At 45.8% G+C, this 16,738-nt stretch carries 14 protein-coding genes; 4 read left to right on the top strand and 10 right to left on the bottom strand.

Annotation, left to right across the window (positions count from 1 at the left end; genetic code table 11):
* Positions 1–97 precede the first annotated feature (97 nt).
* Positions 98–2,698 (bottom strand): leucine--tRNA ligase, encoded by a 2,601-nt coding sequence (leuS, locus tag AAW31_RS03490; protein WP_046849177.1) that lies wholly within the window; start codon positions 2,696–2,698, stop codon positions 98–100.
* A 296-nt stretch (positions 2,699–2,994) separates the two neighbouring features.
* Between leuS and AAW31_RS03485 the strand changes: the two genes are divergently transcribed.
* The gene (locus tag AAW31_RS03485; protein ID WP_046849176.1) at positions 2,995–3,795 is read left to right on the top strand and encodes a M48 family metallopeptidase; all 801 of its coding nucleotides are present in this window, start codon (positions 2,995–2,997) and stop codon (positions 3,793–3,795) included.
* 289 nt (positions 3,796–4,084) lie between these two features.
* On the opposite strand, the gene AAW31_RS03480 is transcribed toward AAW31_RS03485, so the two are convergent.
* The 5 genes from AAW31_RS03480 to AAW31_RS22535 are packed head-to-tail and all read right to left on the bottom strand — an operon-like array spanning position 4,085 to position 6,368.
* Entirely contained in the window at positions 4,085–4,360 is a 276-nt protein-coding gene (locus AAW31_RS03480) for a hypothetical protein (protein WP_144412827.1), read from the bottom strand.
* A 10-nt stretch (positions 4,361–4,370) separates the two neighbouring features.
* On the bottom strand, positions 4,371–4,841 hold the full coding sequence (locus AAW31_RS03475) for a transposase (RefSeq protein ID WP_144412826.1): 471 nt from the start codon (positions 4,839–4,841) through the stop codon (positions 4,371–4,373).
* On the bottom strand, positions 4,724–5,197 hold the full coding sequence (locus AAW31_RS03470; RefSeq protein WP_200899698.1) for an IS630 transposase-related protein: 474 nt from the start codon (positions 5,195–5,197) through the stop codon (positions 4,724–4,726). Before AAW31_RS03470 ends, AAW31_RS03475 begins: the two co-directional genes overlap by 118 nt.
* Positions 5,198–5,229: 32 nt before the next feature.
* On the bottom strand, positions 5,230–5,847 hold the full coding sequence (locus AAW31_RS22540; RefSeq protein ID WP_052752053.1) for an ATP-binding protein: 618 nt from the start codon (positions 5,845–5,847) through the stop codon (positions 5,230–5,232).
* Complete coding sequence (locus AAW31_RS22535) at positions 5,847–6,368, bottom strand: hypothetical protein (protein WP_235264485.1); 522 nt, start codon at positions 6,366–6,368, stop codon at positions 5,847–5,849. Before AAW31_RS22535 ends, AAW31_RS22540 begins: the two co-directional genes overlap by 1 nt.
* A gap of 987 nt (positions 6,369–7,355) precedes the next feature.
* On the opposite strand from AAW31_RS22535, the gene AAW31_RS03460 reads away from it, so the two are divergent.
* Positions 7,356–8,225 (top strand): phosphoribulokinase, encoded by an 870-nt coding sequence (locus AAW31_RS03460; protein ID WP_046849173.1) that lies wholly within the window; start codon positions 7,356–7,358, stop codon positions 8,223–8,225.
* A 92-nt stretch (positions 8,226–8,317) separates the two neighbouring features.
* On the top strand, positions 8,318–10,555 hold the full coding sequence (locus AAW31_RS03455) for a UvrD-helicase domain-containing protein (protein ID WP_046849172.1): 2,238 nt from the start codon (positions 8,318–8,320) through the stop codon (positions 10,553–10,555).
* Positions 10,556–10,634: 79 nt separating this feature from the next.
* Here the strand turns inward: AAW31_RS03455 and AAW31_RS03450 are convergent, their stop codons facing one another.
* The 4 genes from AAW31_RS03450 to AAW31_RS03435 form a co-directional block, all read right to left on the bottom strand.
* Positions 10,635–11,408 carry a BPSS1780 family membrane protein gene (locus tag AAW31_RS03450; protein WP_235264484.1) on the bottom strand — a complete coding sequence of 258 codons (774 nt, stop codon included), beginning with the start codon at positions 11,406–11,408 and terminating at the stop codon, positions 10,635–10,637.
* 371 nt (positions 11,409–11,779) lie between these two features.
* Positions 11,780–12,733, bottom strand: coding sequence for a homoserine kinase (locus AAW31_RS03445; RefSeq protein ID WP_046849171.1), 954 nt, complete (start codon positions 12,731–12,733; stop codon positions 11,780–11,782).
* Between the two features lie 81 nt (positions 12,734–12,814).
* Positions 12,815–13,189, bottom strand: a complete 375-nt coding sequence (locus AAW31_RS03440) for a DUF2782 domain-containing protein (protein WP_046849170.1) — start codon at positions 13,187–13,189, stop codon at positions 12,815–12,817.
* A 52-nt stretch (positions 13,190–13,241) separates the two neighbouring features.
* Positions 13,242–13,961 carry an LOG family protein gene (locus tag AAW31_RS03435; protein WP_046849169.1) on the bottom strand — a complete coding sequence of 240 codons (720 nt, stop codon included), beginning with the start codon at positions 13,959–13,961 and terminating at the stop codon, positions 13,242–13,244.
* A gap of 16 nt (positions 13,962–13,977) precedes the next feature.
* On the opposite strand from AAW31_RS03435, the gene polA reads away from it, so the two are divergent.
* Positions 13,978–16,716: a DNA polymerase I gene (polA, locus tag AAW31_RS03430; RefSeq protein WP_046849168.1), complete on the top strand. Its 2,739-nt coding sequence runs from the start codon at positions 13,978–13,980 to the stop codon at positions 16,714–16,716.
* The last annotated feature ends 22 nt before the right edge of the window (positions 16,717–16,738 follow it).

The raw sequence follows: 16,738 nt of genomic DNA, 5'->3' as shown, positions 1-16,738 counted from the left end.
ACAGGCGCAACATAGTTCATTTATCAGGTATCAACTCCGATTTTTTGCCTGTTTTTGCCTGTCAGCGACTGCTTCGAATAAGCTTTTTGATAACTTATTAAACGACAATATTGACTAATCTCCCTGGAACGACAATTATTTTTTTCACTGACTGTCCTGTAATGGTTTTCTGAATATGCGCATGGTCCAATGCCATGTGTTCGATCGTGGTACGATCTGCCTCTTTGGGGACACGTATTTGCGCACGTAATTTACCATTGACCTGTACGACTAACTCGATATCATCCTGCACCAGCGCCAGAGGATCAACATTGGGCCACGGTTGATCGAGCAATTCCGTACCTGGCCTAAGTTCCCGCCAGAGCGCGTGACAGATGTGCGGGACGATCGGTGACAACAGCAGGACAATACTTTCCAGTGCTTCCTGCATGAGTTGTCGTGCAGTTAAATCGCTATCCTGTAGTTTAGCTAATTCGTTCATCAATTCCATTACAGCGGCAATGGCCGTATTGAAGGTGTGACGACGATCGAGGTCATCCGTTACTTTGGCTATGGTCTGGTGAAGCTGGCAACGCAACGATTTGAGTTCCGGTGGCAGTGTTTCGGCAAGGGGCTGTCCATCAGCCATCGCACCTCGCTGTAAATGGCTATAGACCAATCGCCACAGGCGTCTTAAGAAACGGAAGGCCCCTTCTACGCCCGTATCGGACCATTCCAGTGTCTGGGTGGGAGGGCTGGCAAACATCATGAACAATCGCGCCGTATCTGCACCATAGGACGCCACTAATTCCTGTGGATCAACCCCATTATTCTTCGATTTTGACATAGTGCCAATGCCACCTGATTCAACGGGTTGATTATCCGCACGCAGCACGGCGCTAAATCGTTTGCCTTGCTCGTCAAAATGAATATCAATTTCCGATGGATTGAAATAGCTGATGCGACCTGTCGCCATTTTCCGGAAGAAAATCTCGTTCAATACCATCCCCTGCGTCAGCAGATTTGAGAAAGGCTCATCAAAGGAGACCAATCCCAGATCGCGCATGACTTTACTCCAGAATCGCGAATAGAGCAGATGCAAAATGGCATGTTCAATTCCGCCGATATACTGATCGACCGGTAACCAATAATTTACCCGCAAGTCCGCCATGGTGGAGCCCTGATCTTGGCAGGCATAACGAATGTAATACCAGGATGAATCAACGAATGTGTCCATGGTATCGGTTTCACGGCGGGCAGCCTGGCCACAGCGGGGACAGGCACATTCATAAAATGAGGGCGATTTTACCAGTGGATTACCCGACCCATCAGGTACCATATCTTCTGGCAATACTACAGGCAGCTGATCATCCGGCACAGGAACGACGCCGCAATGATCACAATGAATCAATGGAATCGGACAGCCCCAGTAGCGCTGGCGGGAAATGCCCCAATCACGCAGGCGATAACGCACGCGTTTTTTTCCTAATCCTTTTTGTTTCAGAGCAGTTGCAATCGCACCAACTGCAGCTTGAGATTCGAGTCCGGAGAACTCTCCCGAGTTAATGGTAACGCCATATTCGACATAAGCCTGACTAAGCTCTGGATAGATTTCACCCTCTTTGGGTTCGATCACCCTCTTAATGGGTAAAGCATATTGGGTGGCAAATTCGAAATCGCGCTCGTCATGCGCTGGCACGGCCATGACAGCGCCTTCACCATAGCTCATGAGTACGTAATTAGCAACCCATACCGGCAGAGACTCTCCTGTGAGGGGATGAAGCACACACAACCCGGTATCCATCCCCTTTTTTTCCTGGGTGGCAAGGTCAGCTTCCATCGTGACGCCGTGTTTGCATGCTTCAATGAATTCAGTCAGTTTTGCATTATTCTTTGCTGCATAGAGTGCAAGGGGATGCTCTGCCGCCACTGCGACATAAGTCGCTCCCATCAAAGTGTCTGCGCGCGTGGTGAATACTTTCAAATCCTGCGGGGTGCCAGATAGTTTATCAGCAGGAAAAATAATATCGACGCCGTAGCTTTTACCAATCCAGTTGGCTTGCATGGTTTTTACACGCTCAGGCCAGCCGGGTAATTTGTCCAGATCGTTGATCAGTTCATCCGCATATTGGGTGATCGCCAGGTAGTAACCTGGTATCTCGCGCTTTTCTATCAATGCGCCAGTACGCCAGCCGCGCCCGTCAATGACTTGTTCATTGGCAAGTACGGTTTGATCGATGGGATCCCAGTTCACCACCTGAGTTTTCTTGTAGGCGATGCCTTTCTCCAGCATGCGCAGGAATAGCCACTGATTCCATCGGTAATAATGAGGATCACAGGTGGTAATTTCACGATTCCAGTCGATAGCCAGGCCCAGGCTTTTCAATTGCTTGCGCATGTAGGCAATATTATCGTATGTCCATGTCGCTGGCGGGACGCCATGCTGCATGGCAGCGTTCTCAGCGGGTAGCCCAAATGCATCCCAGCCCATAGGTTGTAAAACGTTATATCCCTGCATACGGCGATAGCGAGACAATACATCTCCTATTGTGTAATTACGAACATGTCCCATGTGCAGCTTACCCGAGGGGTAGGGAAACATCGACAAACAATAATATTTAGGCATGCCAGGGTTTTCCGTCACATTGAAGGCGGCGGTCTTTTCCCAGTATTGCTGTGCATCTTGTTCGATTTCCTGAGGGTGATATTTTTCTTGCATATAACGAATTTCCCGGCACTAGACAAAAACCATGATTATAACGTGAATAATACGCTTGATATGCTTCAACTGCTCATGATAGCCTCAGAGCGTGTGAATTAATCAACTGTGCGCTCTAAATAGCTATGTTGGACAGATACGCGCTTCTTGCCGATCACTTTGATAGGTAATGGTGCCGAAACTTCCTGAACTCGTTTTCCTGTCTCTGCGTGCTGTCTGCCTTGCCATTGAGCTGTCGTAATGATTCCTTCATAAGCCTCATCTCAAAACTGAATATTTATTGGGGAGATTTTCAAATGCTCATTCAGCTATGTTTAAAAATGTGTTTACTGTTGTTATCTGTTTTATTTCTGACTGCATGCGCCACAACTCCAACTGGTAGAACGCAACTGGCTTTTATGCCAGATGCAGAGGTGAATAACATGGGATTGCAGGCATTTGAGAATTTAAAACATGAAAAACCGATCAGTCGCAACGTACAGGACAATCAGTTTGTGCATTGTGTCGCCAGTGCCATTGCACGAGAAGTCGGGGGAGAGTGGGAGGTTGTGGTTTTTGAGGACCCGGCGCTCAACGCATTTGCTCTACCCGGTGGAAAAATTGGCGTATATGCGGGTCTGGTTAATCTGGTTGATAATCAAGATCAATTGGCTACGGTCATCGGACATGAAGTCGGTCATGTTTTGGCCAGACATAGCAATGAACGCCTATCCCAACAATTAGGTGCCCAGGCTGGAATCACCTTGGTTCAGGCGATAGCAGCGCCGCAGACAGCGATGGGTCAGACTGCAGTCAGTTTGCTGGGGATCGGCGCGGAGTACGGGATCATCTTGCCTTTTAGTCGATTGCATGAAAGTGAAGCCGATACGATCGGATTGGATCTCATGGCCAAAGCGGGCTTCAACCCTGCCGAAAGCGTTGCATTATGGTTAAAAATGGAGCAGGCAAGTCAAGGCCCTCGTCCCGTCGAATTTCTCTCGACACATCCTTCCCATACTACGCGTATTAAGGATCTGCAAGCCCGCATACCCAAAGCACAGCAATTGCAACAGCAAGCCAAAGCTGCAGGCAAAAATCCGCATTGTGTGAAAGGATAATTCCAGACGTTGCGGGTAAGGGTAGGCAGCTAGCTTGCTGATCTTGGTATTGGGGGAGAAAGTATAACCGGTTTGATTAGTCCGGATTTTATGCCAGGACACGGGGTGATGGGGAGGGGATGGACGAGCAGCTTGACGTATCCCGCGACGATTGGCGCGCAATGGGGATGGAAAGAGTCTATAAATGCGCGACCGACCCGATCCAACCCGCGTAGGGCGCAATAACCATCGGGCATTGCGCCGTATGTGCTGATTGTGCTCTACCAGCTGCTTTATCCTCAACATAAAGTCATAGCTCGATAAAATAATTGGCTGCAGCCGAGTCCACTGTCTTTGGGATAAATTCTGGAGTCCGCTTCAGGAATTTGGCATGATCGATGATATGCTCCATCAGATCGCGTGGATGGCTACCTACCAATGGTCTATTTTGTTTACGATAGTAATTGTTTAACAGATATTCGGTTACTTCACTATCATACTGAACGCTTTGTTTACGGCAGATACGCCGCAGAATCTCCTTGAATTCATCTTCGGTCTGGTATTGCACATGTATAGCAGATCCCATATAAAATGATTTAAATTTCATAAGCGGCAAAGAGCTGCTCGATGGAACAACCTTCCTTTTTTCTGATGGCTTTGGCCTGAGCCCATTTGGGTTCAATGTCATTTAAGTCAGGGGAATAAGGCGGTAGGTATTCAAGTGTATGCCCGGCATTGGCAATGGCGGTTTGGATATCCTGCCGTTTATGAAAGGTTGCGTTGTCCATGACAATCACGCAAGCGGGCAAAAGTTTAGGCAACAGGTCCTGCGTTATCCACGCATAGAAAATGTCAGCGGTGATATTGGCGATGAACAGACTTATGGTCAGCAGCGTCTTTCCGATCAGAGCGCCAATCACATTGGTTCGACCTCGTGCATGCCAGTTTTTTACGCCATGGACGCGCTCACCCACTGGCGCATAGCCATGCGTGCGTGGCATGTCGTGCGCAAAGCCGCTTTCATCAAGGTAGACGATAACGCGGCCTGCTCGCTCATAGTCTTCAATTTTTTGCTGGAAGATACGCCGCTCTTTTTCGCTGGCTTTGGGGTGACACAGGCTTTTTTTTTATAAGTCACGCCCAGACGCTTTAAAGCATGGTTAATGCCTTGCTTGCTGACACCCAACCGTTTGGCGCGCTCGTACTGATACGCGTCCGGATAATTCTTGATGTCCTGCGCCAACATTTCCATGTTGATCTTGGTGGCAGGTTTGTTGCGGGTGGTCTTGGGATCGGGAGTTTTGATCCAACGCATCACGCTGGCCACACCTACACCAAAACGCTTGGCCACTTGCGCGATTGAGAGGTTCTCCTTCTCACGAACGGATAATACTTTACGGCGAAATAATATCGGATAGGTCATCTGTAAATTATAATCAATTTATAGGGGACATGCTATATTTTATGGCGAATTCGCCGTAAAAACGCATCGTCAACCAAATCGAGAGGATTTAAATTGGTACTAAACACAGTAATCTGATCAAAAGGTATCTCAAATTTCATACCGGTATGCAGCGAAGGAAAATCTACACCACGCTCTAGTGGGATAATCCAACGATTAAGTAGCTGGCGTGGCTCTATTCGTTGCCGGCCAAAGTCATCCAGGATAAAAACACCATTCCCTGCCTTCATATGGATAGGTGCTTCATAGAATTTGCTCGAATAGTCATAACGTAATTCCAGCATGTCAAGCGTGAGCTCACCTCCCACCATCACGACTGGACGGTGGCATTTTTTCCAGCGTGGATCATAGGCCAGGTTCATTTTAAGATCGAGCGATGAATTTTCTAATGTTTTCTGGCTATCGACAGGCATATGAATAGCCAGATCAAAGAAACGTATAATTTGCCCTCCCACCTCTATCGCCTGTGGAAGATAAACTTCTCTGGGTATTCCATGCCCTAACGCTTCTGCAATACTGGTTTTCCCAGTCCCTGGCGGACCATATAAAAAGATTGAGCGCCCTGAAGAAAATGCAGGACCTAATTGGCTCAGTAATTTATCGCCAATCACTAATGCTTTAAAGAAGCATTAATCCACTCATTATCCAGTTCAATCTGACGAACACTTTGCCTTTCAAGCATAAAGGTATAATCTTCCAATGGAACAGGCGCAGCCCCGACATATAAGCTAATCTTAAATGCTGCCTCTGCTCTTTCCCGCCCACGCTGAGTTAATTCAAGTACCTGAGTGCTGCTGGTATAAGTGGAAGAAGTCCGAATAGCCACCAAATGATCCGCTCTCATTTGCTCAATCATTTCCTCTATCACACTGAAGGGTAGCGAAAGCATGTTTGCCATGCGCGGCAGGGTAAATGTTCCTGCTTCCAGATACGCCGCCTTAAGCAATAAATCGACCAGATAAACTTCGCTCAAACCAGTGTCAATTATTTTTAGGGGTACGGGTGGGGCAGGATATAAGAATTGGTCTAACTGTTCCGCAGTAAGAAAACCCAATGATGCAATGGCATTAACTAAACGCACATTGTTACGCCGCTGGAATGCAATTGCCTGATCTAGCTGCTCTGTAGTCATTAAACCTTCATGAGCAAGCAGCTCGCCCACCGATTTTGCCTTGCTATTTACCCCTTGTTAAGAAACGTGAGTTCGAGATAAGACAAACTGTAAAATAAATCTGAATTCTTTATGATGAAGTAATATAGGAAAAGGATTTCATCACTAGAGGGGCCAGATTCCGATGGATACTATAGCGATTTTTTATAGGATTGACGACTTTTGTGAAGGGTTTTGAGTTGCGGTACAGGAGTCGTGTTTATTAGTTTTTATCGGTTTAAATCGAAAACCATCCCCCAATCGAATATTCCCGCTATCACAGCCGATTTTGTTAATCAGGTAGCTGAACTGATGGCTTAGCGTTACGCGGGAAAAATACCATTTCATACTAAGTTTACTCAGGCTCTTCCAACCATTGCTGTTATTCCATTTCTAAATCGGGACTGACTTTGTCGGCTTCACCTTGCCGTATTATTGATATTGTCTGTGACTCGCTTTCGCGTCATGTTTGATTTAGAAATGGAATGATGTCGAAATCACATTATTTTATTAAAATCTCACCTGATTGGTGATAGCAAGAATTGCTCCAAATGCCTTATTTATAGGATACTTGAGCGATTGAACGGGTATCTTCAACTAAGGAAAGCAGTAGGATGGTACAGGCTCGGCCTGGTGAATATCAGGATATATTTTGAAGTGACTACCTGCAAATTAATGCGGAAAGAAGGTATCATATAAAGTTAATGTGCTTGTGAGCTTGTAAAAAAATTTAGTTATATGTCTTGGTAGCTGCGTTGGGCGGTATTTAAACTTTAACTTCGCCAATTATCTGGTATGTGTTGGGTATGTGATGCGGCCGCGTCTAAACTTGTTAGACTCGTTTTCTTGTGCAGCATTCTGTCTGTTTTTGCTCTCAGCCACGCGCTACAATTTTTTTACAAGCTCTGTGGCTAGGAGATCATCTGGAAATTTAGCATTTTTGTTTATATTTAAGGAGAGAGTAGTAAAATGTCGCGAAAACATCCCGTTATTGCCGTGACTGGTTCATCCGGCGCTGGCACATCCACGGTTAAGAATAGTTTTGAGCATATCTTTCGTCGGGAAAAATTAAATGTCGCTATCGTGGAAGGGGATAGTTTCCACCGCTACGACCGGGACGCCATGAAAAACGCAGTTGCAGAGTCAGAGAAAAGCAACGGGCGTGCTATCAGCCATTTTGGCCCGGAAGCAAATGAATTTGAAAAATTAGAAACCTTATTCAGAGAATATGGTGAAACAGGGTCGGGTATGACCCGTTTGTACCTCCATAATGAAGAAGAGGCGGCTCCTTACAATCAGAAACCTGGCACCTTCACTCCCTGGAAACCCATCACAGCAGGAACCGATTTTTTGTTTTACGAAGGTTTGCATGGAGGTGTCAAAAGCGATACCGCGGATGTGGCAAAATATGTGGATTTACTCGTGGGCGTGGTGCCCATCGTCAATCTTGAATGGATACAGAAAATCCACCGCGATACCAGTGCGCGTGGCTATTCTGCCGAAGCCGTCACGCAAACTATTCTGCGTCGTATGCACGATTATGTGCACTATATTACCCCGCAGTTTTCACGCACACATATCAATTTCCAGCGGGTGCCCACAGTCGATACTTCCAATCCTTTCATTGCTCGTGATATTCCGACGTTAGATGAAAGTATGGTGGTCGTCCGTTTCCGTGATTACAAGCATATCGATTTTCCTTTCTTGTTAAATATGCTTCATGATTCATTCATGTCACGCCCCAATACTATAGTGGTGCCGGGTGGCAAAATGGGCTTGGCAATTGAATTGATTCTGACCCCATTAATTCTTGATTTAGCTGCAAAAAGTAAACAGTAATTCTTCAATCCCTGCCTGGGAAAAGTAATGAGTTTTATGATAAGTTATTCATTTATTTTCAGGCAGGGAACACCAGCACTACTTTCTGAGCCATGATTTCCTTACTTTCTGGATTGAATCCAGAACAACTTGAAGCTGTCACACTACCGTATCAGTCGTCCTTGATATTGGCCGGCGCGGGTAGTGGTAAAACACGGGTGCTGACCACACGTATCGCCTACCTGATCCAATCAGGGCAGGTGAGTCCAAACGGTATTCTTGCTGTCACCTTTACTAATAAAGCAGCCAGAGAAATGATGGCGCGTATCGCTGCGATGCTGCCTATCAATACGCGCGGGATGTGGATCGGGACTTTTCATGGTTTGTGTCACCGTATGCTGCGTGCACATTATCAGGATGCCGGATTGCCACAGACCTTTCTAATTCTCGATATAGGCGATCAGCAGGCAGTCATCAAGCGACTGCTGAAGGATCTGTCTGTCGATGAGAAAGTATTCCCGCCTCGGCAGATCCAATGGTTTATCAATCATGCCAAAGAAGAGGGGTTGCGTGCTTCTCAAGTTGAAGCGCATGACAATTTCACGCGCAGGATGCTTGAGTTTTACCGTGTATATGAAACATTATGTATGCGCGAAGGAATGGTTGATTTTGCCGAACTCTTATTACGGTGTTATGAACTACTGACGCGTAACGAGATTCTGTGTAATCATTATCGTGATCGCTTCAGACACATCCTGGTAGATGAATTTCAGGATACCAATCGGTTGCAATACCGCTGGCTCAAATTACTGGCCGGTGGGGATGCACCCAAATCTGCTGTCGTATTTGCGGTAGGGGATGATGATCAAAGCATCTATGCATTCCGCGGGGCTCATACTGGAAACATGCAGGAGCTGGAATATGATTTTGCTATAGAGAAAATTATCAAGCTGGAGCAGAATTACCGTTCCCATGGCAATATTCTGGAAGCAGCCAATGCCTTGATAGAACATAATCGCGGGCGTTTTGGTAAGAACTTGTGGACTTCTGAAGGGCATGGTGAGCCCGTGCGTGTGTATAACGCTGTGACAGATTTTGATGAGGCTGCCTTTATCGTTGATGAGATCAAAGCCCTTCATGCAGAGGGGGTTGCGCTTTCCGAGATTGCTTTACTCTATCGGTCCAATGCCCAGTCGCGTGTATTGGAACATAGTCTGTTCAATGCGTCATTATCTTATCGAGTTTATGGCGGCATGCGCTTTTTTGAACGTCAGGAGATCAAGCATGCCCTGGCCTATCTGCGCTTGATTGCGCATCCTGATGATGATCATGCGTTATTACGGGTGATCAATTTCCCGCCTCGTGGCATTGGTGCGCGCACTTTGGAACAATTGCAGGATGAGGCGAAATTGCATCAAACGAGCTTATGGGCAGCAGCCTTTAGCAAGGGTGGTGGCGAAACAACCGCTCTCGTTGATGAAGGCAGGGCTAAAAAAGGGCTGCCCAGCTTTATTAATCTGATCATGACGATGCAGCGTGCTTGTGTCAATTTACCGTTACCTGAGACTATCCGTTACATGCTGACTCACAGTGGATTATTGAGCCATTACGGTCTGGAACGTGATGGCGCAGAGCGGCTGGAAAATCTGAATGAATTAATCAACGCAGCAACCAGCTTTGTGCACGAAGCTGAAGATGACAGCCTGGTGGCATTTCTTTCCCATGCCTCACTCGAAGGAGGTGAGCATCAGGCAGATCATCATGAGGATGCCTTGCAGCTTATGACGGTGCATGCAGCCAAGGGACTGGAATTCCATACTGTATTTCTAAGCGGACTGGAAGAAGGGCTGTTTCCACACGGAAATAGCCGTGATGACATAAATGGATTGGAAGAAGAGCGACGCTTGATGTATGTAGCCATGACACGTGCCCGGCGACGGTTATATCTGAGCTTTTCACAAAGCCGGATGTTGCATGGTCAGACCCATTACAATATTGCTTCGCGATTTATTAATGAAATACCTGATCATTTGCTCAAGTGGTTGCAGCCACAATCCAAAGTTAACAGCGAATCTTTTCAATCTGTCAATGAGCAGGCAGGCTTTACCTTTGGCAGGAATGCATGGGGGCAGTCTGCTGGAAAAGAAACGGTACAGGAAAGAGTGACAGCAGATTCAGCAGAACAGTCATCCCGCTGGCGCATAGGACAGAATGTGTCGCATGCAAAATTTGGAACCGGGGTAATTATCAATTATCAGGGCCAAGGCTCTGACATCCGAGTTCAGGTTCAATTCAATCGCGCAGGAACCAAATGGCTCCTGCTGGAATATGCCAAACTGACACCTTTGTAATTCCGTGGCCAAATCGGCAAGGAGAGCCGGCAAAATCAGGTTGGATGTAGAACTGGAATTACCAGGCTCATGTGCGGGTTTACTGATTAACTTCGGTATCTTCTTCTTTCTTCTCTATTGCCTCTTTGTCACTAAACATGGATTCAGGATGGAAAATATCCTGATAACTCACATAGATGGAGGCAAATACAGTAGGGATATAGATTAAGAGCCCTATGCCATAAGGTATAATCGCGAGCAAGCCCAGTATGATGAGCACAATCAAATAGATCTGAATGGGAATAATATTTTTCAAACAGGCAAAAAAGCTTTTTCGTATGGCAATGAAAGGTGGCATATTCTCAAACATGACCAATAAAGGCGCAAACCACATTGCCATCATGAGTGGGATTGTCAGCAGTAATCCAGCGATTGAGGCAGATAAAATGTTATCCATCACCCCCATCAGCTCTTGCTCATCAAATCTTTTTCCATAGAGCAGCATATCGACCAGCTCGCTTCCCCCTATCATCATGAACACACCGATTATCAGAACTTGCCCTATTAGATAAAATCCTCCTAACGTAATCAGCGGTACCGTATTTTTTCTGAAACCAACCATTAAATGACCTAGTTCTAATTGGTCACCCTGTTCCAGGCTTTTGCAACCTACCATGACGCCAGCCATAAAAACAGGAGAAAGGAGCGTGAAAATAAATTTCCCTAGCACAGGCAGAAGCTCCAGTGTAGCGGCAATTAATATGAGTGTGAAACACAGCAATACCCAGACAAACGGGGATAAGCGAAACATATAAAAACCGCTCAGTATCCATTGCAACCCTTGTTTACCAGGAACCTGTCGAGCTTCTATCAATTTGTTTTCTCCAATAAATTTTGTTAGTTAATCTGAAAATATAATAATTTGTTAGAAATATTCCCTTTTGCAGGGAAGATGTGAATTAATTCCATTTCTAAATCAAGGCTGACTTTGTCGGCTTCCCCTTGCCGTATTAGTTATACTGTCTGCGGTTCGCCTTCGCGCCATGTTTGATTTGGAAATGGAATCACATGAATGACTCTAAAACATAATGCCTGGGAAAAGCATTCCATTCATTCATCTTTCCGTTCTGGTGATTTCATTTCTAAATCAAACCGACAAAGAGTCGGTTTTACCTGCGCGCCATGCTTGATTTAGAAATGAGATCAGGGTTAATGATCAAGCACTAGATAGATTATTTTAATTGATTAGTTAATCCAGATTTGCATCAATTTGGAATGATTAGCCAGATGATATTTCAGAATTTCTCTGAAATGCATGGGATCTTTCTTATGAGTGAGCTCTCCTTCTCGAGGTAAATGGTAATCATACAAACGTGATATCCAGAAGCGCAATGCGCCAGCACGCAGCATGCGTGGCCATGCCTTATGCTCCTCATTAATGAGGGGCCGTATATGGTGATAGGCTGTTAAAAGTGCCTGGGCGTGCATCTCGTCTAATACGCTGTCTTCAGATATACACCAGTCATTAATGGTGATAGCAAGATCGTACAAGAATGCGTCATTACAAGCAAAATAAAAATCGATAATGCCACCGATTGATGTATCAGTGAATAATACGTTATCGCGAAATAGATCAGCATGGATCACCCCCCGCGGGAGAGCCTCTGTTTGATGTAATACTTGAAATTGCAACTCTTCATTAAGTAATTTTTGTTCCTCTTTCGTAAGAAATGGCATCACTTCTTTCGCTGCCGTATTCCACCATTCCAAACCTCGTGGATTGGTCATTTTCACGGGATAAGACAAGCCAGACAAGTGCATTCTGGCCAGCATTCCTCCAATCTCGGCACATTGTTCGGCCGTGGGATGTTTCAGCGATTTACCCGGTAAAAACGTCACAATACTGGCCGGTTTGCCATTCAATTCACCCAGTAGTTTTTGTTCGCATGTAACAATGGGATTGGGACATGGAATCCCTCGCTGCGATAAGTGAGCCATCAGATTGAGGTAGAAGGGGAGTTCTGCTGCAGTCAATTTCTCAAACAGCGTCAGAATGTATTTACCCAGTGTGGTTGTCACCAGGTAATTGGTATTTTCAATGCCAGATGAGATACCTTGAAGATCGACCAGTGTGCCGATGGGATAATCCTGGAGCCAGATTGATAGTTGTTCCTTGCTAACTGGAGTAAAAACAGACATGAATAAGCAGTAGAATAAGCGTCAGTAAATAGATTTATGCCTCGCGTAGCTATTATTTTCTCATGTTAATCTCGTTTGGTTTCAAAATCTGTAAATTTCCCACATCGGAACGTTTACACCATAACCTTCAAGGTCACCTCGATGTGGCTCACCCACGGGACTGCGTTTATTTAAAAGATAGAATGGCTTGCCAATACGAGGAATGACTTTGATCATATAGAGCTGACCATTGATGCGATATTCCTCCACCGTTTCTTCTTTACCTTTTTTAATCGTTACTTCCGGTTCCAGTGAAGGGTCAATTCCCAGCTCAGGCAGTTCTGGCTCCTCACGTGACGCTAAATCAGGCAGTTCAGGAAGGGAGGGTCGATCAGCTGGTTTCTGAGTAGATTGTGCCGAGGCTGGCAATGTAACACAAAGAGCACACAAAAATAGAGTCGTCTTTATACGTTGCATGCTGGTTCCTGGAGAATGGTCATGTTCATTCTATCTTAAATAAAGTGAATTATTACAAATTGAGTTGAATTTCCTTTTCAGCAGCGGTAGGTTCAAAGCCGGACGTTTCATAATATTTAAAGATTGCGTTGACAATCTCGACAGGCTCATCAATGATCTGAACTAAATTCATATCTTCTGGTAAGATATAGCCTTCATGGATGAGTACTTGCTGAAACCAATCAAGCAGACCACGCCAGAAATCCGAGCATACTAAAATAATAGGCATTTTTCTTGTTTTACCAGTCTGGACAAGCGTTAGCGCTTCCATTAGTTCATCCAATGTGCCAAATCCCCCAGGCATGACGATATAAGCAGTCGCAAATTTGACAAACATGTATTTACGGGCAAAAAAATGACGGAACGATTGACTCACATCCTGATAAATATTGCGGTGTTGCTCATGAGGAAGCTGGATATTAAGACCGACACTGGGAGCCTTGCCATAAAAGGCGCCTTTATTGGCAGCTTCCATAATTCCCGGACCACCCCCCGAAATGACTGAGAAGCCCGCATCCGACAATTGCCGTGCAATAACTTCAGTTAATTTATAATAGGGGTGACTCGGTTCAGTTCGTGCGCTCCCAAATATGCTGACTGCCGGCTGAATGTATTCCAGGCGCTGTGCACCTTCCACAAACTCAGACATGATTCCAAATACGCGCCATGACTCTTTGGTCGACCAGGGCTTCTCAAGAGTCATCACCGCGCTAAGTTTTTCTTCCAAGCTCATAGGGGTCCTTTTTTAGATGAAAGCACTTTTGCTAGTTGATGGTTCATCTTATTTATATCGTGCTTTTTATGCATTACCCGATTTACGCAATCGACAAAATGAGCCAACTGGCGCAATTTACGGTGTACTTAATATGTTACGTCGCTTGCACAAGGATTACCAGACAGATTATAGCGCGTGCGTGTTTGATGCAAAAGGCAAAACTTTCCGTGATGAGATTTATCCGCAATACAAAGCGCATCGTCCTTCTATGCCGGCAGATTTGTCGGCACAAATTACGCCATTGCTCGAATGTATCCAGGCAATGGGCTGGCCTTTACTGATCATTGAAGGCGTTGAAGCAGATGATGTGATTGGGACGCTTGCTAAAAAAGCGGAGCAAGCCGGGATACAATGCATTATTTCAACCGGTGATAAAGACATCGCGCAATTGGTAAATTCTGGGATCAGACTCGTTAATACTATGAGTAATGAGACTCTGGATGAGGCGGGGGTGCTGAATAAATTTGGCGTCATGCCTGCGCAGATACTCGATTACTTGGCGTTGGTAGGGGATAGCACCGATAATATTCCAGGGGTAGAAAAAGTAGGGCCTAAAACGGCAGTGAAGTGGCTGACGCAGTACGGCAGCCTGGATAATATCCTCGCACATGCCAATGGAATTGGCGGCGTCATCGGAGAGAATCTGCGCAAAGCCATCCCTTGGTTAGAGATATCACGCGCATTGCTGACGATTAAGTGTGATGTGGATCTTTCAATCGATTGGCAAGATCTGGTGGTTAAACCACAAAATACTCAAAAACTGGTCGCACTGTTTGAATGTCTGGATTTTAAAACCTGGTCACGCGAGTTGCAGCAGAATGAGCTATCCAGCTCAGCTCTGTCCGATCCATTAACGGCTGCACTGCTAAATCCAGGCGGTGCGGTATCCATCTCCAGTGAAACCACATCAGTTAGTTATGAAACGGTTCTTACCGAAGATCAGTTGAACAAATGGCTGGTGCAGTGCGATGCGGCACCATTGGTTTCGCTCGATACTGAAACGACTAGTTTGAACCCACTGCAGGCGCAACTGGTTGGGATTTCGTTATGTATGGAGCCGGGTCAAGCCGCGTATGTGCCGCTGACGCACTGTTTTCCTGGTGCACCACAACAATTACAGCTCGATGTTGTGTTGAACAAAATGAGATCCTGGCTGGAGAATCCAGCAAAATTGAAAGTTGGGCAAAATCTCAAATATGATCAGCATATTTTTGCGAATTATGGCATCAGCCTGAAGGGAATAACGCATGATACCTTATTGCAATCGTATGTGCTGGAGTCTCATTATCCGCACAATATGGATAGCATGGCATGGCGTCACCTGGGTGTAAAAACGATAACCTATGATGAAGTAACGGGGAAAGGAGTCAGCCGGATTGGTTTTGACCAGGTTATGCTTGATGAGGCAACGCGCTATGCAGCAGAAGACGCTGATATTACGCTGCAATTGCACCAGTGCTTATATCCGAAGATAGCGTGTCAAGCACAGCTCGACTATATTTATCGCCATATCGAGATGCCGTTACTCAATGTGTTATTTCAGATCGAGCGTAATGGCGTGCTGCTGGATGTGGATCTGCTCCGGGCACAAAGCCGTGAGCTGGAAAAGCAATTATTGGCACTGGAACAGCAGGCTTGTTTCAGTGCCGGACAAGTATTCAATTTGAATTCAACCAAACAAATCCAGGAAGTTTTATTTAACCAGCTTAAATTACCGGTTATCAAGAAGACGCCCAAAGGCTCACCCTCGACCGACGAAGATGTTTTGCAGCAGCTCGCGCTCGATTATCCACTACCTAAGATTCTGCTCGAGTATCGTGGCTTGGCTAAACTTAAATCAACTTATACGGATAAATTACCCCTCATGGTGGATAACACTACTCATCGGGTACATACCACTTATGCGCAGGCCGTTGCCGTAACCGGCAGGTTAGCCAGCAATGAGCCAAATTTACAGAATATACCGGTGCGCAGGCAGGAAGGCCGGCGCATCCGGGAAGCATTCATAGCACCGCCTGGCAGTCGTATTATTTCGGCAGATTATTCTCAGATTGAATTGCGCATCATGGCCCATATTTCTCAGGATAAGGGATTGCTTAAGGCATTTGCTGCTAATGAGGATATTCACTGCGCCACTGCAGCAGAAGTATTTGGTGTACCGGTGGATCAGGTTAATCAGGAACAGCGTCGCTATGCTAAAGTAATCAATTTTGGACTCATCTATGGGATGTCTGATTATGGTCTCGCAACCCAATTAGGGATTGAGCGTAGTGCCGCGCGCCTTTATATCGATCGCTATTTCGCACGCTATCCCGGGGTCGCTGACTATATGCAGAGGACTCGACTGCAGGCCAAAGAGAAAGGCTATGTTGAGACGGTATTTGGTCGTCAATTATGGTTGCCGGAAATCAACAGCTCCAATCACAATCGCAAACAGGCAGCGGAACGTGCCGCTATCAATGCGCCCATGCAAGGAACTGCAGCAGATATCATTAAGCTTGCCATGATTGCCGTACATGAATGGCTGATAAAGGAAAAGATGCACAGTATGCTCATCATGCAGGTTCATGATGAATTAGTCCTGGAAGTACCCTGTGAAGAAGTCGATAGAGTAAAACATGTCTTGCCGGATTTAATGGAAAATGTCTGCAAACTTAATGTGCCCCTTCAAGTCGAACTAGGTGTGGGCAATAATTGGGAGCAGGCGCATTAGTCCTTGCGTTCCCTGAAAACTC

Source organism: Nitrosomonas communis, from assembly GCF_001007935.1.
Classification (GTDB): domain Bacteria; phylum Pseudomonadota; class Gammaproteobacteria; order Burkholderiales; family Nitrosomonadaceae; genus Nitrosomonas; species Nitrosomonas communis.
The sequence above is the reverse complement of the archived record's forward strand: the minus strand, read 5'-3'. Positions and strand labels throughout refer to the sequence as shown.